Below are 23556 nucleotides of genomic sequence, written 5' to 3'. Positions count from 1 at the left end.
CATGAGTTCGCAAAAAAAGGTCGTTATTTCACTATTTTTATTGCTGCCTGTAACATTTAGTTGCTTTGCAGCTGATTTTAACAATCAATCACCGGCTGAAAAACAAGAACAAAAAACACTTGTTGATAATAAGCCGATTACCATTGACGCCGACAATCAACAAATTGATATTGAAAAAAATATGATTACTTTTAGTGGAAATGTGCATGTTGTGCAAGAAGGGCTAACCATTATTGCAGATAAAGTCGTTATTACGGATATGCAAGATTCATCAAAACAAAAAATTACTGCTTATGGCAAACCAGTTAATTTTAAACAGATACTCCCTGAAAAGAATAAAATTGTTACGGGGCATTCTGCTCTAATTATTTATGATGTGAAGCAAAATAATGTGACATTAAAAGGTAATGCTGAATTATTTCAACAAGATAATCACATTACTAGTCAACTTATTAGTTATGATGTGAAAAAACAACAAATTTCTGCGCACCCAGGCAAAAATGAAAGAGTAAAAAGTACTATCATCCCAAACCAAATTAAAGAGATGAATAAATAAAATGTCAATTTTAAAAGCGGAAAATCTGGTCAAAGTATATAAGAAAAAACGCGTTGTTGAAAATGTCAGCTTAACTGTAAATTCAGGTGAGATTGTTGGATTATTAGGACCAAATGGCGCAGGTAAAACCACAACTTTCTATATGGTAGTTGGTATTGTTACTTTAAATGCTGGAAAGATTTATCTTGATGATCATGATATTAGCATTTTGCCTTTACATGAACGGGCGCAAAAAGGTATTGGTTATTTACCACAAGAAGCGTCTATTTTTAGAAAGCTTTCGGTTATTGATAACATTATGGCGATTTTAGAAACGCGCAATGATATTGATAAAAGAGAAAAAATTAATCGAGCTGAAGAATTACTTGAAGAATTCCATATTACTCATATTCGTGACAGTATAGGGCAATCTTTATCTGGTGGTGAGAGACGTCGAGTTGAAATTGCTCGAGCATTGGCGGCCAATCCTAAGTTTATTTTACTTGACGAGCCTTTCGCGGGAGTTGATCCGATTTCAGTAATAGATATAAAACATATTATTAAACATCTTAGAGATCGAGGGCTGGGTGTTTTGATTACCGATCATAATGTGCGTGAAACGCTTGATGTTTGTGAACGAGCTTATATTGTCAATAAAGGGCATTTAATTGCTGAAGGTACCCCAAATGATATTCTAAGTAACGAATATGTTAAAAGGGTTTATCTAGGTAATGAATTTAGATTATGATAAAACCAAGTTTACAACTGAAAATTTCTCAACAGTTATCGATGACGCCACAATTACAATTGGCGATTAAATTACTACAGTTGTCAACTTTAGAACTCCAACAAGAAATTCAAACTGCGCTTGAAAACAATCCATTGCTTGAAATTGATGATCAATATGACGAAGTGAACGTTAAACAAAACGATGAAACAGAAAATATTGATACGCGTGAGGCTTTAGATAGCAAAGAAATTCCTGATGATATTCCACTGGATGCATCTTTAGATGACATTTATAGCGCTGGAACTCCATCTGGAACTAACTCAGATTATCGTAATGATGAATTGCCTATCTATCAAGGTGAAACTCACGAAACATTACATGATTATCTGGAATGGCAACTTGAACTAACACCCTTTAGCGATACAGATAGGGCGATAGCGGTATCTATTATTGAAGCTATAGATGAGAGAGGCTATTTAACAGTTTCAACAGAAGAAATACTTGAAGAGCAAGGTAATGATGAAGTTGAAATTGCCGAAGTTGAAGCAGTATTGAAACGAATATGGAATTTTGATCCTATCGGTGTTGGTGCCAGATCGTTGCAAGAGTGTTTGTCTATTCAAATTCAACATTTAGACACTCCATCATTAGTTAAACAAATTATTGATAATTATTTAGACTTATTAGCCATACGCGATTATAGAAACTTAAAAAAAGTGTTAAATACAACAGATGAACAGTTAAAAGAGGCTGTTGATTTTATACAACGTTTACAACCTTATCCCGGCGATTTGGTTAATACTGCTTCTCCAGACTATGTCATACCTGATGTCATGGTAAAAAAGGTACAAGGAAAATGGATTGTGTATTTAAATAGCGATACAGTTCCAGCTTTACGTATTAACCAGCAATACGCTGATATGGCAAAATTAGCAAATGAAAGTGATGGGCAATATATTAGATCTCATGTGCAAGAAGCTAATTGGTTTATTAAAAGCATCGAAAACCGTAACGAAACCTTATTAAAAGTCAGCCAATTTATTGTTGAGCATCAGCAAGCTTTTTTTGAACATGGTACTGAATACATGAAACCAATGATTTTGTCAGATGTTGCAACGGCAATTGATATGCATGAATCGACCATTTCTCGTGTAACAACTCAAAAATATTTGCATTGTCCAAGCGGAATTTATGAACTTAAATTCTTTTTCTCAAGTCATGTTAATAATGATTCAGGTGGTGAGGTTTCATCTACAGCTATCCAAGCATTAATTAAAAAATATATATCGGCAGAAAATAGTAAAAAGCCATTAAGTGATAGTAAATTAGTTTCGATACTTGAAGAACAAGGTATTATTATTGCACGTCGCACCGTAGCAAAATACCGTGAAGCCTTATCAATTCCACCATCAAGTCAACGAAAACAGCTTTAAATTTGAATTTAAATTTTTTGGATATATATCGCTTATTTTAATCATGGGCGCAATTTGCGCCCTTTAATAAAATTAAGCTAAAAAGCTTGGAATTTTATGTTCAAAGTCGCTAATTGCATCTTCATGTTGTAGGGTTAAGCCAATATTATCTAACCCATTTAACAAGCAATGACGTTTAAAAGCATCAATTTTAAATGAATATTGCTTATCGCCGGCAATGACCACTTCATTAACTAAATCGATGGTAAATTCAACGCCTTCATTAGCTTCGACAATTTTAAATAGCTCATCGATATCTTCTTCGGATAAATTAACCAGTAATAACTGATTGTTAAATGAGTTATTATAAAAAATATCGGCAAAACTTGAACCAATAATAGTTTTAAATCCATAATCAGCAAGTGCCCATGGAGCATGTTCACGAGAAGAACCACAACCAAAATTTTCACGTGTTAATAAAATACTGGCACCTTTATAGCGGGGTTTATTCAAGACAAATTCAGGGTTAGGCTGTTCGCCAGCATCATCTAAAAAGCGCCATTCATGAAAGGCATGTTTACCAAATCCAGTGCGTGTTACTTTCTGTAAAAACTGTTTTGGAATGATTGCATCTGTATCAACATTAGCCGCATCCAAAGGAACGACTAGCCCAGTATGTTTTGTAAATTTTGCCATGACAAGTCTCTCCTTAAAATGGTTTGCGAATATCTGTAAAATGACCAGTAATAGCTGCGGCTGCTGCCATAGCAGGACTAACTAAATGTGTTCTAGCATCGCGTCCTTGGCGACCTTCAAAATTACGGTTGCTGGTTGATGCGCAGCGATCTCCCGGGGCTAATTTATCATCGTTCATTGCAAGACACATAGAGCAACCTGGTAAGCGCCATTCAAATCCTGCATCAATAAAAATCTTATCTAATCCTTCGGCTTCAGCTTGTTCTTTCACTGGTCCTGAACCAGGTACAACTAATGCTTGTACACCTTCAGCAACTTTACGGTCTTTAGCAATTTGCGCAGCAGCTCGTAAATCTTCTATACGTGAGTTTGTACAAGAACCAATAAATACTTTATTGATCTTAATATCAGTCATTTTGGTACCAGCGGTTAATCCCATATAAGCTAATGCACGCTCAGCAGAGTGTTTTTCAATAGGATCAGCAAAATTATTAGGATTAGGTACTGTTGCATCAATTGAAGTTACTTGACCAGGGTTCGTTCCCCAAGTGACTTGTGGTGCGATATCTTTTCCTTCTAACGTCACAACTGTATCAAAATGTGCACCTTCGTCGGTTTTTAGCGTTTTCCAATAAGCAACCGCTTTGTCGAAGTCTTCACCTTTTGGTGAAAATTGGCGATCTTTTAAGTACTCAAAAGTGACTTCATCTGGTGCAATTATGCCAGCTTTAGCTCCCATTTCAATTGCCATATTACACAACGTCATGCGTCCTTCCATTGATAATGATTTAATAACATCACCACAAAATTCAACTACATGACCTGTACCGCCAGCACTGGTTGTTTTGCCAATGATAGCTAAAATAATATCCTTAGCGGTAATGCCATCAACAACATCTCCTTTAACTTCAATTTTCATAGTTTTAGCTCGACCTTGTTTTAAGGTTTGAGTTGCTAATACATGCTCAACTTCGGAAGTACCAATACCAAAAGCTAATGCACCAAATGCGCCATGTGTTGCAGTGTGCGAATCACCACACACAATAGTCATACCCGGTAAAGTCATACCTTGCTCAGGACCGACTACATGGACAATACCACGTAGTGGGCTTTGTAAATCATATAACGAAACACCAAACTCTTTGGCATTTTTTGCCAGTTCAGTTAATTGAATGCGAGCCATTTCGCTGCAAGCATTTAAATCATTACTTTTGGTTGAAGTATTATGATCCATAGTTGCAAAAGTCTTATTGGGCTGGCGAACTTTACGATTCATTGCACGCAGGCTATCAAAGGCCTGTGGAGAGGTGACTTCATGAACTAAATGACGATCAATATATAAAATAGGCGTTTCATTTGGAGCCTCATAAACGACATGCGCATCATATAATTTCTGATACAGTGTTTTTGACATTGCAGATTCCTTATTATTTTTTACAACTGGTATTAGTTTTAAACTTTGACATTATTTACTAATACTATAATTAATTGAATTAAAAAGGATACAAGGAGCAGTTTATTCTGCATACTTGAGTATCCCTTTACTACACATTTAACATAGCTAATTCAATTAAATAAGCTTACAAATAATATCTCCCATTTCATCAGTTGAAACAGGTTGTTCTTTTTGTGCAAGATCGATAGTACGATAGCCTTGCTCTAATGCTTTATTTACTGCTGTTTCGATAGCTGAGGCAATATTATCACGTTTAAAGCTATAACGGACTAACAAAGCTAATGACAAAATTTGTGCTGCAGGATTAGCAATATTTTTACCAGCAATGTCAGGTGCGCTACCACCAGCAGGTTCATATAAGCCAAAGCCTTGTTCATTAAGACTAGCAGAAGGCAACATACCCATTGAACCAGTTATCATGGCACATTCATCGGATAATATATCTCCAAATAAATTTGAGCATAAAATAACATCGAACTGAGACGGATCTTTAACAAGTTGCATTGTGGCATTATCGATATACATATGCTCAAGTTCAATATCAGGATAGTTTTTAGCTACTTCATTGACCACCTCGCGCCACAAAATTGAGGTTTGTAAAACGTTGGCTTTATCAATTGAAGTTACTTTTTTGCGACGTAAACGTGCAGCTTCAAATCCCATTTTTGCAATACGTTCTATCTCAAAACGATGATAAACTTCAGTATCAAATGCTTTTTCTTGAGCACTACTACCTTCACGTCCTTTAGGTAATCCAAAATAAATACCGCCAGTTAATTCGCGCATACATAAAATATCAAATCCACGCTCAGCAATATCGGTGCGTAATGGGCAAAGATCTTCTAAGCCTTGATATAAACGAGCAGGGCGCATATTAGCAAATAATTTGAAGTGTTTACGTAGTGGCAATAACGCACCACGTTCAGGTTGCTTTTCAGGTGGTAAATTAGACCATTTAGGACCACCCACTGAACCAAATAAAATAGCGTCAGCTTTTTCACAGCCTTCAAGTGTTTCATTAGGTAATGGGCAACCATGAATATCAATTGCTGCACCACCCACATCATATTCACTAGTAGTAATAGAAAGTTGATATTTTTGGCGGATAACATCTAATACTTTATAGGCCTGTCTCATTACTTCAGGGCCAATACCGTCGCCGGGAAGTACTGCAATATGGTAGTTTTGTGACATTTTTTATTCCTTTACAATCTAAATTAATTTTCATGTTTTGCTGTTAAACGGCAAAACAAATTATTTTTTAGTCATGATGTAATTTTTGTTTTTCTTGTGCAACTTGATTTGCTCTATATACATTATTCAATACATTAATTAAAGCCAAAGCCGATGAGTGAACAATATCAGTTGCAAGCCCCACACCATGGAACTTACGACCTTTATATTCGGCAACAATATCAACTTGTCCTAAAGCATTTTCACCTTGTCCTTTAGAAGCTAATTGATATTTTACAATCGAAATAGGTTCGCCAGTAATACGGTTGATAGCTTGATAAACAGCATCAACAGGACCGTTACCCGTTGCAGCATCAGAATACTTTCTATCACCAATTAACAAGCTAACCGAAGCGGTTGAAACAACCGTCGAACCTGATTGAACATTAAAATAATCTAAAACATAATGTTCTTTTTCATCTTTTAATTGATTGATAAATATTAATGCCTCTAAATCATAATCGAATACTTGGCCTTTTTTATCAGCTAATTCTAAAAATGCCTCATAGACTTGATCTAAGTTATAATCTTTATCGTGATAACCAAGTTCTTCTAAACGATGTTTAACGGCGGCTCGTCCTGAGCGAGAGGTTAAATTTAATTGGATTTGATTTAATCCGATTGATTCAGGGGTCATAATTTCGTAAGTTTCACGATTTTTTAAAACCCCATCTTGATGAATTCCTGAGGAGTGGGCAAAAGCGTTACTACCAATAATTGCTTTATTACTTGGAATTGGCATGTTAGTAATTTGGCTAACAATTTGGCTGGTACGATAAATCTCTTGATGATTAATATTTGTGTGAACGTTTAAGATATTTTGACGAACTTTAATCGCCATAATAACTTCTTCAAGTGCGGTATTACCCGCACGTTCTCCTAAACCATTCATCGCCCCTTCAATTTGCCGAGCACCTTCTTGAACCGCGCTAATCGAGTTAGCCACCGACATGCCCAAGTCATCATGACAATGAACAGAGATAATCGCTTGATCAATGTTCGGGACACGTTCAAATAGGGTACGAATAATGCTACCAAATTGATAAGGGACAGTATAACCGACAGTATCCGGAATATTGATCGTTCTTGCCCCTGCTTTAATTGCTGCTTCAACGATACGACATAAGTTATCAATTGGGGTACGGCCTGCATCTTCACAAGAAAACTCCACATCATTAGTATAATTACGTGCACGTTTAATACAGTGCACAGCTCTTTCAATGACATCATCAAATGTCATTTTTAATTTATCTTTAACATGTAAGGTTGATGTTGCCATAAAAGTATGAATTCGAAACTGATCTGCAACTTTTAATGCTTCGGCAGCAACATCAATATCTTTATCAACACAACGAGACAGTGCACAAACACAGCTATCTTTAATGGTCTTAGCAATCGTTTGAACTGATTCAAAATCACCAGGAGATGAAACAGGAAAGCCAACTTCCATCACATCGACCCGCATTCGCTCTAAAGCAAGCGCTATTTGTAACTTTTCTTTAACGCTCAAACTTGCTTGTAACGCTTGTTCACCGTCACGTAATGTAGTATCAAAAATAATGACTTGATCGTTCATTGTTCTTCCTTTTATATATTTTGGCGCTAGCTCGGTATTTCAAGTTATAAAAACAAAAAAACCCGCACTTTAGCGCGGGTTCTTGTTTATTTGTTGAGCTGTTTATTAAATAACTTTTTTACTCCACACACAAGCTATCCGCGCAAGTTGATGCGAGGAGGAAACTGAGGTCGAGTAATAAATAGCTAATAAACATAAAAATCTCTATTTATAAATTCAATGAAAAACTAAATTGGTGATATTTTTATCAAATGATGATGATTGTGTCAACGATTATTTCCTCCTGTATTAATAATTTTCAATAGAAGAATACCTATTAACATAGTCTGCATGTCATTTTAAAAAATATAATCAGTTTGATTAGCACTTAAGTATCAAAATGAAACTATTAGATTAATAAGTTGAGCTAGGAATAATTCTAATTATAATATAAGTTATTTTTACATCTTAATGGGGACAAACTATGAACATTGTGGATATTTCCGAAAAACGCTACACAGCTAAACATTATGACGAAACACAAAAAATCCCAGCCGATAAAATAGAACAATTATTAACCGTATTAAGAAACAGCCCATCATCAGTTAACTCACAGCCATGGCATTTTTATGTTATTGATAATAACGCTGCAAAAAGTAAAATTTTACCGGCTATTACTGAATTTAACCAATCTAAAGTCACTGGATCTTCACACACTATTGTCTTTTGTATCAAAACCCCATTAGATGAAGCACATTTAGTTAACCTGCTTAATCAAGAAGAAAAAGATGGGCGCTTACCTACAGCAGAATTAAAACAGGCTCAAGACCAAGGAAGACGCTATTTTGTCCAATTAAATAGTGCAACACCCGAATCGCAACAGTGTTGGGAAGGAAAACAGGCGTACATTGCATTAGGACAATTACTTTTTGCTGCGGCAGCGATTGGTATCGATTCAACAGCCATTGAGGGATATAATTCTGAAAAAATGGATGAAATCTTAGATCTTAAAAGCAAAGGACTTAAAAGTATTGTTGTTGCCACATTAGGTTATCGAGCCGAAAATGACGGTAATGCCCATCGACCAAAATCACGCTTACCGAAAGAGCAACTTTTTACGTTTTTATAAACAAGAATAACGTTTTCAAATTATCCCACTTAGTAAAGGTGGGATATCTTAAAATAGCTTTATATTATTTCTGATGATAATTTTTATATTGCTTGAATTTATGCTCCAACACTTGTCATTATTCTGGGGATAAATTTTTAATAAAAAAGAATTAATCATTATATTTTTGAGTATAGAATAAATAGCCTTTGTTAAATTTTTCAATTTTATAAAATTAAGGATATTTAAAGAGCCAAGATATGCATTCAGATTGGATTTGAGCAATTTTATATAAATCTACAGTTAATATTATTTAATTACTCATATTATTATAAATAACCCTAGACCCAATACTCAGAATCATTACAATATACGCTATCAATTACACATCAACTGATGTGATTTGCTATTTTAAACAAAATTAACGGATGATGTTTTATGGCGCAATATGTTTATACCATGAATCGCGTAGGGAAGATTGTTCCCCCTAAACGCTATATTTTAAAAGATATTTCTTTAAGTTTTTTTCCGGGTGCAAAAATTGGTGTACTCGGTTTAAATGGAGCGGGTAAATCCACTTTACTACGAATTATGGCGGGTGTTGATACCGAAATTGAAGGCGAAGCACGCCCACAACCTGATATTAAAATTGGTTATTTACCCCAAGAACCGAAATTAGATCCTAAACAAACTGTGCGTGAAGCCATTGAGCAAGCGGTTAGTGAGGCTAAACAAGCATTGGCTCGATTAGATGAAGTATATGCCGCTTATGCTGATCCTGACGCCGATTTTGACAAATTAGCCAAAGAACAAGCGGAGCTTGAAGCCATTATTCAATCGCAAGATGCTCACAATCTGGATAACCAGTTAGAGCGAGCCGCTGACGCACTACGTTTGCCAGATTGGGATGCGAAAATTGAAAATTTATCAGGTGGTGAACGCCGTCGAGTAGCAATTTGTCAATTATTACTTGAAAAGCCTGATATGTTATTAATGGATGAACCGACCAACCACTTAGATGCCGAATCGGTAGCATGGTTAGAACGATTCTTACATGACTACGAAGGTACGGTTGTTGCAGTAACTCACGATCGCTACTTCCTAGACAACGTTGCAGGTTGGATTTTAGAACTTGACCGAGGTGAAGGCATTCCATGGGAAGGCAACTACTCATCTTGGCTTGAACAAAAAGATCAGCGCCTAGCGCAAGAAGCCTCGACCGAATCGGCACGTCGTAAATCGATCGAAAAAGAACTCGAGTGGGTACGACAAAATCCGAAAGGGCGCCAAGCAAAAAGCAAAGCCCGCCTAGCTCGCTTTGAAGAACTCAACAGTAACGATTACCAAAAACGTAACGAAACTAACGAGCTCTTTATTCCAGCTGGACAGCGTTTAGGCGATAAAGTGATTGAAGTAAGCAATCTAACTAAATCGTATGGCGATCGTGTGCTGATTGATAACTTATCTTTTAGTATTCCTAAAGGGGCAATTGTTGGCATTATTGGTCCAAATGGAGCAGGGAAATCAACCCTATTTAGAATGCTATCAGGCAAAGAACAACCTGATACAGGTACGATTACTTTAGGTGAAACAGTGCAACTTGCATCAGTTGATCAGTTCCGTGACAGTATGGACGACAAAAAAACAGTTTGGGACGAAATTTCAAACGGTCAAGATATTATGCGTATTGGCAATTTTGAAATACCAAGTCGTGCTTATGTTGGTCGTTTTAATTTTAAAGGCGTTGATCAGCAAAAGCGTGTAGGTGAACTTTCAGGGGGGGAACGTGGACGTGTACATTTAGCTAAATTATTGCAAGTGGGAGGTAATGTATTACTACTTGATGAACCAACCAATGATTTAGATGTTGAAACGCTACGCGCACTTGAAAATGCATTATTAGAGTTTCCGGGGTGTGCTTTAGTGATTTCGCATGACCGTTGGTTCTTAGATCGTATTGCGACCCATATTTTGGATTATCAAGACGAAGGTCATGTTGAATTCTTTGAAGGTAACTTTACCGAATACGAAGAATGGAAAAAGCGCACATTGGGTGCTGAAGCATTAGAGCCTAAACGTGCTAAATATAAACGAATCTCCAAATAGAATTAATTTTTATTTTATTCCGCCGATTTATATTGGCGGAATAGTTTTATCTTCTTGATAGCTATTTTAAATATTTTTCAAAATGTAATTATCTAAACTAACCCTTTAGATGAACTAATAATTCTTGAAAAAGTATCCATTAGCAAACGAGGTATAGCGTTTATACTACGTGATTTTGCATCATCACAAATGGCAATCGCAAGATCAGGTTTTGAACTTTTATGAATTGCTTTTTGAATAATTTGATGTACAGGCAGATCAATATGCTGTGTTGTATTATAAGCGGCAAGTTTATAGACATGACTAAAACCATGTTTAAATAAAAGTTTTCAATGTCTCGCGCAGGCAAAACCGTTAAGTAATCATCAGAATTTTTATCTTCACCACATAACGATTTTACCGTATCGGCATATTTTTTACCCGCCATATCCCCATCAGTAATTACATACCAATGAATTCCCATTTTATTGGCATATTTTATAAGCGGTTTTAAACCACACTGAGCAAACTCAATAAGCTGAACTCCCTCTGAACTCAGATGATAACCACTTTGTTCAGCTAGTTCACGTAACAACCACACTTCGGTTTCGCCCTCGACTAACAACCAACATCGTGCAAATAAGGCATTTGATCGGCGATAAAGAATATGAAACGCAATACGGCGACTATCACTAACGCTTAATGAATGAGGTTCAATGTATTTGGCAATAATTTTATCTGGCAGACGAATTAAACGATAAAGGTTTTCTAATGAAAATAACGATACCAGATCACTTGAGTTAGACGTGATAATTTTTTGTGTAGGGAAGTTTTTTAGTAAGCGAAATGCAACGGATAAAATGATTGGATGTAACAAACTTTCAGGCTCTTCTAAAATTAAAATAGGCATTGAACTTTGTGAAAGTGAATAATTTCCTTTAGCACCAATAATAGAGCCAAAAATGCCTAAAAATACAGTTCGTAAATAATCATTATCAAGATTATCCAAGACGTCATTAATTTGTTCCAAAACATTCCAATCTTCTGTTCTTGGTGTACTTTTGGCATTTTTTTGTTTGTAATGATTGCGGTGCGCTTGATCGACAAAATAATACTCTATTAATGATCGTGCAGCTTGTAGGCCTCGAGCTAATTCATCTTGGGTTAATTCGGCTGAATGGGCTTTTAGTTGGTTTGAAAGTTGGCTAATGTAGTGTTCGTATAATGGTTCGTTAGTAACCGTTAATTGCTCAGGATTAATTGCGTTTTTAAGTGTCATTACTGGATTTAGTTTGATTAATGTTGCAATTAATAATTTTTCGTTTTCTATATTAAAAGGGTTGCCTTGTGCATTAAGCAATTTATGTTGTGTTATTATTTGGTTATCTTGTTTATTAGCAGAAATTTGATAAGTGATTCGATGCAGATTATCTTGGTGTGATTGATACGAAACCGAGCTTAATGGCTGATAATCTTGATTATTTAATTCATGTAAATGCGATTGGCAATAAGTGATTTTAATAATAATATTATCGCCATAACATTGGTATCGGTCATGATAAAAATCAGAATCGACAAATTGATAAAAAATGTTATCCAGTGATAACAATTGCAAAGCGCTGATTAAACTTGACCGCCCCCAACGATTTTCACCCATTAGTACGCTAGAACTTGCATTTAATTTTAAAGATAGTTGACTAATACCTTTAAATCCGGAAATATCAATTTGTTCAATAAACATAGTGTATCCTTATTGTTAAAGATGATACTTTTCTGTCCTTTTACGAATTCGTTCAACTTTTCGATGCATGCTAGCTATTAGCTTAGATTCATTGCGCAAAATTGTTTTTAAAGGCTGATTAAAATACACTTTCAAAAAACGCCAAATATCACGATCGGTTAACCCAATATTCATGGCTGAAAAATAAAGCCCGATTAAATCTTTATCACGCCAACGAACAGGAACTGTTTTACGGATCTGAGCACGGTGTAAATCAATTACAGATAATTTTATTTGCTGATGATTTTCAAAAAGCGGAATATCAAGCAAAAAATGGCATAAATAACAATCACGATGATTAACCCCAGCCACATGCATTTGAGCAACCATTTTTGCCAAATAAATGACTAAAGAACGCTTCATATGATAGCTAGGAGGGTTAGTTAACCACGATTTAGTCAAATCTTCTAAACTAATTGTCGGATTAAGATCTTTTGTCACAATAAATGAATGACGAGTCAGCGGATTTATCCCTTTACGACCAAATGCTCGCCCATCCATCGTATTAACACCAACTTGCTCCAAACGCTCAATCGCATCCCACTCCTGTTTGGCATCTAAAACAGGTAAACGTAACGAAATGAGATTTTTAACAATCTCTTTAACAGTTGTACCACGATGAATTTTAATAAAATACGATTCATCATCAAGCTCAAAATTCAACGTTTTACGTTGTTTTACTGCACGATAAATTTTCCCCGATATTAACTCAACTTCTGCAAATGGATCTTTACCAGCCCATAATTGCTCAAAAGGTGATTTTAGCTTAATTTCATTCATGATTATCACAACCTAAAATAATCTTTGCAGCACGCTCTGCTAAGTGGTATAAATCAGCCGTTTTACCATAATGTATTGCATTGTAATGCCATGTTAATAACTGATCGTGATTTGTTATGGCATTTTTCACGGTCTCGTTTAACGCTGATTGTGCAAAAGGCTCATCAAGCACAACACCAGCATTGGCTTCATCAATATGATAAGCATAGCCCGAAATGCTTGACACAATCACAGGCACCCCAGCGGCTAACCCTTCAATAAGCACCATACCGGCTGCTTCTTGTCTTGCTGGATGCAATAGCAAATCTGCCGCAAACAAAAAATCAGGGATATCATTACGACCGGCAAAAAAACGTACTTGATGCTCAATGCCGAGTTGCTTAGCTAGTTTTTGATAAGCCTCAGGGTTATCCTGCCCCACAACTAAAAAAGTCACTTTTTGTTTTAAATCGCAAGGTAGTGCAGCAATGGCGGTTAAAGAACGATCTACCCCCTTACGCTTAAAATCTGATCCAATTTGCACAACAACAAAATTATTCTCATCAATTTGATTTGCCAGTCTAAATTGTTTACCTTTAGCACTTGATTGAGAATGATATTGGCGATCTTTCGCAATACCAGGTGGTAATAGGTAAAAGCGTGATGGATCAGTATGGTAATAACGCTCAAAGTCACTGATTTGCTGTTTTGTTAGTACCATAACTTTGGTTTGGCTTTGTTGATTAAATACCGCATTTTCAAAAGCTAAATAGTGCTTACAGCGTTTTGACAATTTATACAAAAAGCCTTTGTGTGAAACCTTTTCGGCATAACAAGTATCGCCTGCAAAATAAACATCCAAATCAGGCATTTTATTAAAACCAACCACACAATCAACTGGATTTGCTTGTAAATGAGCCTTCACCCAATGGTAATAAGATTGATTACGACTATGATTGGATAAGCCCTTTTTAGATACCAAAATAATGTCAAACCCACAAGGTACATCGCCTTGCCAATCCATAACATAAACACGAACATTATGTCCTAGATTTTGACAAGCTTTGGCTATTTGCAAAAAATCACGTTGCAAACCACCAAACTGGAAATATTTATAAATACAAAAAGCCAATTGCATGCAGATTGCCTCAAGTTTGAAAGGAGTATTATATACTTGTCGATAAGTAAGGTGCAAAATAGATTTTTTGTTTGTTTTTTATAAGTCATAATTATTTATGATCTTATCAGAGCTCATTATTTGCTTTCATCAAGCGATTAGGAAATAAAACTTGTCTTAAGCAAGGTCATTATTCAATACAAATTTTTGCACAGATAATTATATAGTCGCCTAAATAAAGGCTACATGATAGCTTGATTTTTTAAATATCCAGTTAAAAATAGATATCAATATTATTGTTTATTAATAAGTTAAAATGAAAGTGTAGAAGAAAATAATAGTATATCAATTTAAACAATTTCTACTTTTACCTTGAATGAAATCTAAAATTGAAATTGACAATCATGTTGTTAAAGTTGATGAAATAAATATCACCCTGTTAGGTTATAAAAAACAAAATATTCCTTAAAAAATATTAGTGCATCTATAGCATATAGGTATTATAACGTTAAAAGGCTATTAATAGGGGCCGCATTAATTCTTTTGGAAGTTAATGCGTTTTTCCATGTTATTTCATCATTTGAAGATTTCTGGGCACTTATTTCTTTGCCATTAGGATTATTTATATTTCTTAACAGTATTATTTTAGGATTAATTATACAACGTAGCGGAAATGATTATTTTACTTCCACTTCGTTTATTGAACAAAAAAAATCACATAAAATTAAATTAAGCTTTAATGAACCATACTATTATCTTTAATAAATTAAATATAAAAATACAGTTTATTCTATAAGTTACTACAATTTAAAACAATAACTATCGCCAATAGCACTACCTTGAGCACCAAACTGGCGTAAATTGTGATCAACGGCGTTCATCGATTGCCAATGGTTTTCACACCAATCAGGGGCAAGTAAAGTTGGTTTTCTGGCATTAGCTGATACGCGATGATACAAAATATTAGCTGGAGTTTGGCGAATGATATCGCCAGCAATATCGACATATTCATCTAATGACAATACAGCAATCCGCCCGGCTCGCCAAGATTTTGCCATAATACTGCCTTCAACAATATGTAAAGGATGCAGTTTCAAACCATCCACGCCACTTTCAAGCACACGCTCAAGGGTTATAAAATTATCCTGTTTGGTTTCTTTGGGTAAACCAATAATTAAGTGAGTACAGACCTTAATGCCAAGCTTACGTACTTTTTGAACGGTTTGATAATAATCATCAAAAGTATGCCCTCGGTTAATATCGTGCAAGGTTTTGTTATGAGCAGTTTGCAAACCGAGTTCTAACCAAACTTCATAGCCATTGGATTGATAATGCGCAAGCAAATCAAGTGCTTCATCAGGAACACAATCAGGACGAGTACCAACACAAAGCCCAACAATATCTGCACTATTCAGGGCTTCTTCGTACATATTTTTTAGAATTTCAACCTCAGCGTAGGTGCTTGTATAAGCCTGAAAATAAGCAAGGTATCGTTTAGACTTTTTCATCTGTTTGGCTTGTGAGGTTAATTGTTCAGAAATTGATTTAACCTGAATAGATTCATCAATGATTGAGGCAACATTACAAAAGGTACAACCACCTTGACCAATAGTACCATCTCGATTGGGACAGCTAAATCCACCGTGCAGAGTAAGTTTATAGATTTTTTCGCCATAACGACGTTGTAAATCGGAACCGAATGTATTAACGACTAAATGGAGTTGCATAATCAGATAAAAATAAAATTTTGTTTATTTTACGAAAATAGCAAACTTACTTCAAGTAATGATAATATTTTTAATATAATTACTTTTGTAATCTATAACAATTTTAGGGTTGTTACCATTATTGCTTTTAACTACATGTTGTTAAATATATATGTAATTATATGATTAAAATTTTAATTTTTTAGAAAAATTAACAAAACAAATTTTATGTGTAACTGTGTGATATTAAATGATTTTTATGCGATTATTGGTAATAAATGTGATTGTTTATATTGATAATTATTATTATTAGCAATAAGATGTTTGCACTAAATAATTACAAAAATGTCAGAGGTTGCTATGCCGTACATTATTCGTAACTTAGTTGTTGCTTTATTCTCATCAATATTCTTAATGTCTTTTTGTTATGCTGATATTAGATTACCAACACCTCAGACTAGTGGGGGAATGAGTTTATTTGAAAGTTTAAAAAATCGGGGATCAACCTCTGGTGCAGGTTTTCCTATGGGTCAAGTTTCAGATAATGAACTCTCAACTGTGCTTTGGGCTGCGAGTGGTTTAAATCGTGGGGATAAGGGGTGGACAGTCCCAATGTTTAAAGGAAAACCACCTTACGTACGAATTTATGTGGCTAGTGAAAAGGGTTCTTATTTGTATGAATGGGAAGGACACTATTTAAAAGAAATTAATAAAAAAGACATTCGTGCCAATATTGGTCTACAAGCTTTTATTAAGCGCGCGGCTTATTCACTGGTTTTTGTTGCAGAAGAAAGTGCATTTAAAGATGTAAAACCTGAGCAAATTAATAATTTTAGTTATACTGCTGTAGGTGCAATGAGTCAAGACATCTATTTAGCTGCTGCAGCTTTAAAATTAAATGCTCGTTATATCCATTCTATAAAACCAGCAGCTATACGCCAAGAATTACAATTATCTGAAGGCGATAAACCGCTTGCTATGTTTATAATAGGAAAATAAGAAGGTATAAAGTGTGGAGAGATTTTTAACACTTGCTTTGCTCCTTATTGGAAGTTTAATGGCTTTGGTTCCATCATCTTATGCTGCCGAAAAAAAGTATGAAAGTTGGAATGCTATTGTTGACGAAATGGACACCATCTTAAATGATGCTTATGATATCTATTTTATGAAAGATGTTGAACGTGCTAAAGCTCGAGTTAATAATGCTTATTTTGGCTTTTATGAAAAGCATGGGGTTGAGCGTGCGGTTATGTCTTATATTTCGGGTAAACGGGGAACCGATACCGAATATCAATTTGCCAAAATTAAGCGCTTAATGACAGATGGTGCGTCGAACAAAGTTGTTAGAAATGAAATTGATACTATTTTAAAAATGTTACATGAAGATGCTAACGAACTAGATGGTAAGCAAGAGAGCGGTTGGAGCATTCTGTTAGCTTCGTTTATTATCATTTTTAGGGAAGGACTGGAAGCGATTTTAGTGATTGCGGCAATTTCAGCTTATTTGGTTCGTTCTGGTCATCTTGCCATGGTAAAAGTAGTTTATATGAGCTCACTTGTAGCTATTTTTGCCAGTATTTTAGTGGCAATTGCTCTTCATATTGTGTTTGATATTAGCGGGGCAAATCAAGAAATCATGGAAGGAATTGCTATGCTCCTTGCAACAGTCGTACTATTTTTTATTAGTAATTGGATGTTTTCAAAGGCAGAAGCTGAGGCTTGGAAAAGCTATGTTGAAGAAAAAGTACAAATTGCAGTGTCATCAGGTAGTCGCTTTGCCTTAGGTTTTGCTGCCTTTTTAGCTGTTTTTCGTGAAGGAGCTGAAACGATCTTGTTTTACCAAGCAATGCTAGTTGATGCTAAAGAACATATGGATATGGTTTGGTATGGACTAGCTATTGGAACGATAATTCTTGCGATTATTTTTGTCGTTATTCGTTTTGGTACCATGAAATTACCAATTCGCCCATTCTTTATTGGTACTAGTATTTTAATGTATATCATGGCAATAGCTTTTGCCGGTGGTGGAGTAAAAGAATTACAAGAGGCAGATATGATTCCAGTCACCTCTGTTGATTTTATACATTCTGTCGAAGTTTTAGGTATTTACCCAACGGTCGAGACATTAGTTCCACAAATAATTATGGTATTTATTGTGGTAGTTTCTGTCATGTATTACAAAGCTAAACATAGTTGTAAAAAGCAATAATTATTAATATTGCCTATTTGTTTAAAATTGCATAAATGCGGATTTAAGAACTGAGTTGTGTTAATGCCAAAAAATAAAAGTAATAAATTTTCAAAAAGTAAAAGGAGGAGTTTTCAATGAAAAAGTTAGTTTTATCAGCAGGTATTGCTTCAATACTTGCTTTATCTTCATTTGTTCACGCAGCAGCACCGGCACCAGGCGAACAAAAAGGATTTGAAGAATTTCCAATTGGTGATGAAGTAACCGTGGGGCCATTACACATTGGTGCTGTTTATTTCCAACCTGTTGATATGGAACCCGCCGGTATGGGTGGTTTACCAGCCTCAAAATCAGACATGCACATTGAAGCTGATATTTCAGCTGCAGAAGGTAATAACTTAGGTTATGGTGTAGGTGATTTTGTTCCTTACTTAACTGTAAAATATAAAATTCAAAAGCAAGGCAGTGATAAAGTGATTGAAGGTAACTTTATGCCAATGAATGCATCTGATGGTCCTCACTATGGTAATAATATAAAACTAGATGGTGCTGGTAAATATAAAGTAACATTTATGATTGAAAACCCAGAAAAACAAGGTTATTTACTACATGTTGATAAAGAAACAGGTGTGGAAGGACGCTTTTGGAGCAAACCTATCGAAGTTTCTTGGGACTTTGATTACATTCCACGCGCATGGTAATGATTTTAAAATAACTAATTATATTAAATAATTAATAATCAGTTATTGGTGAGCATTATGCTCACCAATAATATTTGCAATAGTTAGGCAATGAATATGCTTCAATACCTTATCAATATTACCGATAATACTTTCGTTCCAGCAATGATGATGGCATTACTGAGCGCTGCGATTATAAGATCCACGCCTCATCATATTAAAAAAATTATTTTGTTTGGTTTTGTATTGGGCTTTATTGCTGCATTGATTTATGCCATTTTAAAACGCAACACAGGGTTTGCTGTTCGTGAATATTATGATCTTGGCGTGATCATACCTTGGGTTATTATTGCTATACCGCTGATTGTTGCTATTTGCTTGCAAAAATCCACCCATAATCGAACTGGTAAATTCTTTTTTACAATGTTATTTGTGCTAAGTATTGGTTTAATAAGTGCACAGTCTTTACCTAATTTAATGCTCTATCCATTCGAATTTTCTGTCGGGATGGACTCTATTTTTAATAATGATTACTTGCTTAAATGGGTTGGTTATGGATTTGCTTTACTTATAATCTTGTTAACTGGGCTATTTACTTTCCGTATATGTGGACGATTATCGACAAAATTTATTTTTGCTATTACTTCACTGTCAATTATTATTTTCACTATTCAAAATAGTATTAATATTTTACAAATTTTAATTGTTAGGCGTTTTATTTCATCCCAACCATGGATGATGGAGTTGGTTATTTTTATTCTTGGTCATGTTAATTTCTTTATTTTTATTTTCATGGCAATAGTGCTTTGTTTAGCCATTGTTTTGTATATCAAATCAAAAACAACTTCGTTAATGGGTAATAACCCTGCTCAAATTCGTAAACTTAAAGCGCAATTACGTAGCGATAGAAGATCTGCCCTAATGATTGTGGCTGGTACAGCAATAACCGCATATACTGTGACGCGCGCACGTTACATTTTTGAAAAAGGCGTAGAACTTACACCGGCAGAGCCTATATCGCCTAATGCTGATGGCTTAATTGTTATCCCTCTCGATAAAGTGAACGACGGTAATTTGCATCGTTATGGTTATCAAGCAACAGATGGAACTTTAGTTCGCTTTATTATTATTAAAAAAAGCGATAATGCTTATGGTGTAGGTTTTGATGCTTGTGATATTTGTGGTGCAAGTGGTTACTACCAACGCGGTGATCAAGTCGTTTGTATTTTGTGCGATGTAGTAATGAACATTGCAACGATTGGATTTTCAGGAGGATGTAACCCAGTTCCACTTAAATACGAAATTATTAACGGCAACATGGTGATTCGTCCAGCTAACCTTGAAGCAGAGAAAAGCCGTTTCAAATAAAAGCGTATTAAAAGGAATATTGTATGTTTTGTAGAATGTTATTAAGTGTTTTAATTCGCCAAAAAAAGAAACTTTTTCTTATTGCCTTAACGGTTGCATTGGGTGTTTCGCTTGCTACTGCTATGTTAAACGTAATGTTTGATGTGGGGGGTAAAGTTAATCAAGAGCTAAAAGCTTATGGTGCTAATCTAAATATAGTTCCTCGTGGTAGTGCAGTAATTAGCGAAATGTATCAACTGGATAATAACGATAAACAGCAGGCGATACAGTATATTAAGCAAGATGATTTAGTCAAAATCAAGATGATCTTTTGGGCTTATAATATTGTTGATTTTGCCCCTTTCCTAACGACGCAAGCCACCTTTAACGATAAGCCGATTACAGTTGTTGGTACTTGGTTCAATAAACAACTTAATATTCCAACAGGAGATCAAGTTAATACCGGTATGTTAGCTATGAAATCATGGTGGACAATTGAAGGAAACACCATGACCGATGATAATTTGCAAGGAGCTATGGTGGGTGAATCTGTAGCCAAACAGTGGAATCTAAAGCTAGGCGATACGATAGATATAATTTCAACGAAAACAAACAAAAAGTTTACATTAACTATTAACAATATTTTTCATAGTGGTGGTGCTGAAGATACGCGGATCTATGTATCATTGCCTGTTGCTCAAAATATTGCAGATAAATCAGGACTGGTTGAACGTGTTGAGGTTAGTGCATTAACCACTCCAGAAAACGAATTAGCTCGTAAAGCAGCGCAAGATCCAAACAGTTTATCTAGAACAGAATGGGATACATGGTATTGCACTGCTTATATTAGCTCAATTGCATACCAGCTAGAAGAGTTAATGCCCGATGTGCGTGTGAAAGCTATTATGCAAGTTGCTGAGTCAGAAGGATCCATTTTACAAAAAACACAATTACTAATGTTATTACTAACTATCTTATCATTGATTTGTTCGGCGCTTGCTATTTCGAATTTGGTTACTGCTAACGTTATAGAGCGCAGTACCGAAATTGGTCTATTAAAAGCGCTTGGTGCAACTAATACAGCTGTTGCAATGCTAATATTAACTGAAATCTTTATTATTGCCTTACTTGGTGGATTTTTTGGTTACTTTATTGGTTTTGGTTTTGCGCAAATTATTGGTCATACAGTGTTTGGTTCTTTTGTTGAGCCTAAGATGATAATTATTCCTTTAGCCCTAATTATGGTGGTCTTAATTACTTTTTTAGGTAGTTTACCTGCATTACGTATTATGATGTTTTTGCGTCCAACTGATGTGCTACATGGTCGATAAGGTGAAAGGTAAGTCTCATGATCAATAAAAATAGGCGCTTTATAATTAAAACCGTGTTAAGTTCACTTATCCGACGCCGTTCTCGCATTGCCATTGCCTTGCTTGGCGTTGCTATTGGAGCAACGGTTCTTCTTGGTATGATCACACTTTGTTATGATATACCACGGCAAATGGGACAAGAATTCCGTTCTTATGGTGCAAATCTTTTACTACTACCAGCCAATAATCAATCAACGGTAGCAATGACAGAGGTTAATAAAGCAGTTACCTTTTTACCAGAAGATAAATTACTCGGTGTTACTCCATTTCGTTATAATTCAATTCGTAGTAATCAGCAACCTTATACTATTGTGGGGACCGACTTTAAACAAGTGGTAAAAACAAGCCCTTATTGGTCTATTGAAGGTTCAATACCACAAAATTCACATGAAATAATGATTGGTACTGATATTGCTAACTTTGCTAAATTAACCATTGGTAGCACTATGCCGATTTCCGGTAAATCCAAACAAGATTCTCGCTTTGATGAAGAACTTACCGTTACAGGTATTGTTAAAACGGGACGTTCCGAAGATAACTTTATTTTTGTTGATCTGCACGATTTAGAAGAATTACTTGAAGAAAGCGAGCAAGCCGAAATTGTTGAAGTAAGCATTGCCGCCACGGAAATAGAATTAAAACAGTACATTGAAAAAATAAAAAACCAAATGACAACAGTAGAACCTCATTTAATAAAATGGGTAACAAAGTCAGAATCATCTGTATTAGGCAAACTGTCCTCGTTACTCTATTTAGTTACTTTTGTTGTACTCGTTCTTACCATGATTTGTGTAGCTACCACTATGATGACCGTGGTAATGGAGCGTCGTAAAGAAATTGGTCTTAAAAAAGCGATAGGAGCCAACAATAAAAGTATTGCAAAAGAGTTTTTAGCTGAAGGATTAGTTTTAGGTGCTATTGGTGGCATTATTGGGGCTATATGCGGGCTTATCTTTGCTCAAATTATTAGTACCAATGTGTTTGGACGTTCAATTATTATTGAGTTTTATCTGATCCCAACCACTATCATTATCTCAGTGATAGTAACGGTAATTGCGTGTTTAATTCCAGTAAAACGTGCTCTTGAAGTAGAGCCTGCGTTAGTATTACGCGGTGAATAGGATATAAAGTATGAATATACTCGAAGTAAAAAATGTGTCTAAAATTTATGGTTCGCTTCATGCACTTTCTGAAGTGAATTTAACAGTTGAAGAAGGTAAATGGTTATCGATTATGGGACCTTCTGGTAGTGGTAAAACAACTTTGATGAATATCATTGGTTGTATGGATAAACCCTCACTTGGTTCAGTTATTTTAGACGGGCAAGATATTACTCAGCTTTCTTTGTCAGAATTAACCGAAATACGTCGAGATAAGATAGGTCTAATCTTTCAACAATTTCATTTAGTATCGTATTTAACCGCACTAGAAAACGTCATGCTTGCTCAATATTATCATAGTATGGTTGACGAAAAAGAGGCTATGCAAGCACTCGAACGTGTTGGGCTTGCTGCTCGATCTAAACACTTACCTCGGCAGTTATCAGGTGGTGAACAGCAACGTGTTTGTATTGCTAGAGCATTGATTAACTATCCCAAACTGATTTTGGCCGATGAGCCAACTGGTAATTTAGATGAAAGTAACGAAGCGATGGTCATGAATTTATTACATGAGCTGCACAAAGAAGGTAGTACCATTATTGTAGTTACTCACTCACTAGAAGTGTCAAAACATGCACAAACCACCGTAGTACTAGAGCACGGCAAAGTTGCACGTGTAATTGATAATTAATCAACTGA

20 protein-coding genes are annotated in these 23556 nt (G+C 35.3%); 12 read left to right on the top strand and 8 right to left on the bottom strand.

Annotation, left to right across the window (positions count from 1 at the left end; all coding sequences use genetic code 11):
• Window position 1 precedes the first annotated feature (1 nt).
• From lptA to A9G34_RS02640, 3 genes are read left to right on the top strand one after another with little or no spacing between them, the layout of a single operon-like run.
• The gene (lptA, locus tag A9G34_RS02650; protein ID WP_081295246.1) at window positions 2-556 is read left to right on the top strand and encodes a lipopolysaccharide transport periplasmic protein LptA; all 555 of its coding nucleotides are present in this window, start codon (window positions 2-4) and stop codon (window positions 554-556) included.
• 1 nt (window position 557) lies between these two features.
• Window positions 558-1283 (top strand): LPS export ABC transporter ATP-binding protein, encoded by a 726-nt coding sequence (gene lptB / locus A9G34_RS02645; protein WP_034943566.1) that lies wholly within the window; start codon window positions 558-560, stop codon window positions 1281-1283.
• Window positions 1283-2698: an RNA polymerase factor sigma-54 gene (locus tag A9G34_RS02640; protein ID WP_065568805.1), complete on the top strand. Its 1416-nt coding sequence runs from the start codon at window positions 1283-1285 to the stop codon at window positions 2696-2698. The genes lptB and A9G34_RS02640 overlap by 1 nt, the downstream gene beginning before the upstream one ends.
• Before the next feature lie 72 nt (window positions 2699-2770).
• Here the strand turns inward: A9G34_RS02640 and leuD are convergent, their stop codons facing one another.
• The 4 genes from leuD to leuA form a co-directional block, all read right to left on the bottom strand.
• A complete protein-coding gene (gene leuD / locus A9G34_RS02635) occupies window positions 2771-3373 on the bottom strand; it encodes a 3-isopropylmalate dehydratase small subunit (RefSeq protein ID WP_065568790.1) in 603 nt (200 codons plus the stop codon).
• A gap of 13 nt (window positions 3374-3386) precedes the next feature.
• Window positions 3387-4787 carry a 3-isopropylmalate dehydratase large subunit gene (gene leuC / locus A9G34_RS02630; RefSeq protein WP_065568789.1) on the bottom strand — a complete coding sequence of 467 codons (1401 nt, stop codon included), beginning with the start codon at window positions 4785-4787 and terminating at the stop codon, window positions 3387-3389.
• Window positions 4788-4943: 156 nt separating this feature from the next.
• Window positions 4944-6023 (bottom strand): 3-isopropylmalate dehydrogenase, encoded by a 1080-nt coding sequence (gene leuB, locus A9G34_RS02625; protein WP_065568788.1) that lies wholly within the window; start codon window positions 6021-6023, stop codon window positions 4944-4946.
• Between the two features lie 67 nt (window positions 6024-6090).
• Complete coding sequence (leuA, locus tag A9G34_RS02620; RefSeq protein ID WP_065568787.1) at window positions 6091-7638, bottom strand: 2-isopropylmalate synthase; 1548 nt, start codon at window positions 7636-7638, stop codon at window positions 6091-6093.
• Between the two features lie 463 nt (window positions 7639-8101).
• On the opposite strand from leuA, the gene nfsB reads away from it, so the two are divergent.
• On the top strand, window positions 8102-8746 hold the full coding sequence (gene nfsB, locus A9G34_RS02615) for an oxygen-insensitive NAD(P)H nitroreductase (protein ID WP_065568786.1): 645 nt from the start codon (window positions 8102-8104) through the stop codon (window positions 8744-8746).
• A gap of 417 nt (window positions 8747-9163) precedes the next feature.
• Window positions 9164-10831 carry an energy-dependent translational throttle protein EttA gene (ettA, locus tag A9G34_RS02610; RefSeq protein WP_065568785.1) on the top strand — a complete coding sequence of 556 codons (1668 nt, stop codon included), beginning with the start codon at window positions 9164-9166 and terminating at the stop codon, window positions 10829-10831.
• 160 nt (window positions 10832-10991) lie between these two features.
• Here the strand turns inward: ettA and A9G34_RS02605 are convergent, their stop codons facing one another.
• From A9G34_RS02605 to A9G34_RS02585, 4 genes are all read right to left on the bottom strand, one after another.
• Entirely contained in the window at window positions 10992-12551 is a 1560-nt protein-coding gene (locus A9G34_RS02605) for a DUF2813 domain-containing protein (RefSeq protein ID WP_081295245.1), read from the bottom strand.
• A gap of 15 nt (window positions 12552-12566) precedes the next feature.
• On the bottom strand, window positions 12567-13370 hold the full coding sequence (gene rfaP, locus A9G34_RS02600; protein WP_065568784.1) for a lipopolysaccharide core heptose(I) kinase RfaP: 804 nt from the start codon (window positions 13368-13370) through the stop codon (window positions 12567-12569).
• Entirely contained in the window at window positions 13363-14487 is a 1125-nt protein-coding gene (locus tag A9G34_RS02595; protein WP_065568783.1) for a glycosyltransferase family 4 protein, read from the bottom strand. Before A9G34_RS02595 ends, rfaP begins: the two co-directional genes overlap by 8 nt.
• A gap of 779 nt (window positions 14488-15266) precedes the next feature.
• The gene (locus tag A9G34_RS02585) at window positions 15267-16193 is read right to left on the bottom strand and encodes a TIGR01212 family radical SAM protein (protein WP_065568782.1); all 927 of its coding nucleotides are present in this window, start codon (window positions 16191-16193) and stop codon (window positions 15267-15269) included.
• Between the two features lie 339 nt (window positions 16194-16532).
• On the opposite strand from A9G34_RS02585, the gene A9G34_RS02580 reads away from it, so the two are divergent.
• The 7 genes from A9G34_RS02580 (at window position 16533) to A9G34_RS02550 (ending at window position 23548) form a co-directional block, all read left to right on the top strand.
• Window positions 16533-17171, top strand: coding sequence for a nitroreductase family protein (locus A9G34_RS02580; protein WP_034944694.1), 639 nt, complete (start codon window positions 16533-16535; stop codon window positions 17169-17171).
• A gap of 13 nt (window positions 17172-17184) precedes the next feature.
• Window positions 17185-18381, top strand: coding sequence for an FTR1 family iron permease (locus A9G34_RS02575; protein WP_034943543.1), 1197 nt, complete (start codon window positions 17185-17187; stop codon window positions 18379-18381).
• 116 nt (window positions 18382-18497) lie between these two features.
• Entirely contained in the window at window positions 18498-19061 is a 564-nt protein-coding gene (locus tag A9G34_RS02570) for an iron transporter (RefSeq protein ID WP_034943540.1), read from the top strand.
• Window positions 19062-19157: 96 nt separating this feature from the next.
• Window positions 19158-20408 carry a Fe-S-containing protein gene (locus A9G34_RS02565; RefSeq protein ID WP_065568781.1) on the top strand — a complete coding sequence of 417 codons (1251 nt, stop codon included), beginning with the start codon at window positions 19158-19160 and terminating at the stop codon, window positions 20406-20408.
• 23 nt (window positions 20409-20431) lie between these two features.
• A complete protein-coding gene (locus tag A9G34_RS02560; RefSeq protein ID WP_034943538.1) occupies window positions 20432-21718 on the top strand; it encodes an ABC transporter permease in 1287 nt (428 codons plus the stop codon).
• A 17-nt stretch (window positions 21719-21735) separates the two neighbouring features.
• On the top strand, window positions 21736-22878 hold the full coding sequence (locus tag A9G34_RS02555) for an ABC transporter permease (protein ID WP_065568780.1): 1143 nt from the start codon (window positions 21736-21738) through the stop codon (window positions 22876-22878).
• 10 nt (window positions 22879-22888) lie between these two features.
• A complete protein-coding gene (locus tag A9G34_RS02550; protein WP_065568779.1) occupies window positions 22889-23548 on the top strand; it encodes an ABC transporter ATP-binding protein in 660 nt (219 codons plus the stop codon).
• Window positions 23549-23556 lie beyond the last annotated feature (8 nt).

This window comes from Gilliamella sp. Choc4-2 (genome assembly GCF_001690355.1).
Taxonomy (GTDB): domain Bacteria; phylum Pseudomonadota; class Gammaproteobacteria; order Enterobacterales; family Orbaceae; genus Gilliamella; species Gilliamella apicola_A.
Note: the sequence above shows the minus strand (reverse complement) of the source record. Positions and strands in the feature narration are given on the sequence as shown.

Coding starts and splice junctions, on each gene's coding strand:
- A9G34_RS02550 (WP_065568779.1), top strand. CDS start 22,889: ATGAATATACTCGAAGTAAAAAATGTGTCTAAAATTTATGGTTCGCTT.
- lptB (WP_034943566.1), top strand. CDS start 558: ATGTCAATTTTAAAAGCGGAAAATCTGGTCAAAGTATATAAGAAAAAA.
- A9G34_RS02560 (WP_034943538.1), top strand. CDS start 20,432: ATGTTTTGTAGAATGTTATTAAGTGTTTTAATTCGCCAAAAAAAGAAA.
- A9G34_RS02605 (WP_081295245.1), bottom strand. CDS start 12,551: ATGTTTATTGAACAAATTGATATTTCCGGATTTAAAGGTATTAGTCAA.
- A9G34_RS02585 (WP_065568782.1), bottom strand. CDS start 16,193: ATGCAACTCCATTTAGTCGTTAATACATTCGGTTCCGATTTACAACGT.
- leuA (WP_065568787.1), bottom strand. CDS start 7,638: ATGAACGATCAAGTCATTATTTTTGATACTACATTACGTGACGGTGAA.
- A9G34_RS02595 (WP_065568783.1), bottom strand. CDS start 14,487: ATGCAATTGGCTTTTTGTATTTATAAATATTTCCAGTTTGGTGGTTTG.
- nfsB (WP_065568786.1), top strand. CDS start 8,102: ATGAACATTGTGGATATTTCCGAAAAACGCTACACAGCTAAACATTAT.
- lptA (WP_081295246.1), top strand. CDS start 2: ATGAGTTCGCAAAAAAAGGTCGTTATTTCACTATTTTTATTGCTGCCT.
- ettA (WP_065568785.1), top strand. CDS start 9,164: ATGGCGCAATATGTTTATACCATGAATCGCGTAGGGAAGATTGTTCCC.
- A9G34_RS02565 (WP_065568781.1), top strand. CDS start 19,158: ATGCTTCAATACCTTATCAATATTACCGATAATACTTTCGTTCCAGCA.
- A9G34_RS02580 (WP_034944694.1), top strand. CDS start 16,533: ATGCCGTACATTATTCGTAACTTAGTTGTTGCTTTATTCTCATCAATA.
- leuC (WP_065568789.1), bottom strand. CDS start 4,787: ATGTCAAAAACACTGTATCAGAAATTATATGATGCGCATGTCGTTTAT.
- A9G34_RS02555 (WP_065568780.1), top strand. CDS start 21,736: ATGATCAATAAAAATAGGCGCTTTATAATTAAAACCGTGTTAAGTTCA.
- leuB (WP_065568788.1), bottom strand. CDS start 6,023: ATGTCACAAAACTACCATATTGCAGTACTTCCCGGCGACGGTATTGGC.
- leuD (WP_065568790.1), bottom strand. CDS start 3,373: ATGGCAAAATTTACAAAACATACTGGGCTAGTCGTTCCTTTGGATGCG.
- A9G34_RS02570 (WP_034943540.1), top strand. CDS start 18,498: ATGAAAAAGTTAGTTTTATCAGCAGGTATTGCTTCAATACTTGCTTTA.
- rfaP (WP_065568784.1), bottom strand. CDS start 13,370: ATGAATGAAATTAAGCTAAAATCACCTTTTGAGCAATTATGGGCTGGT.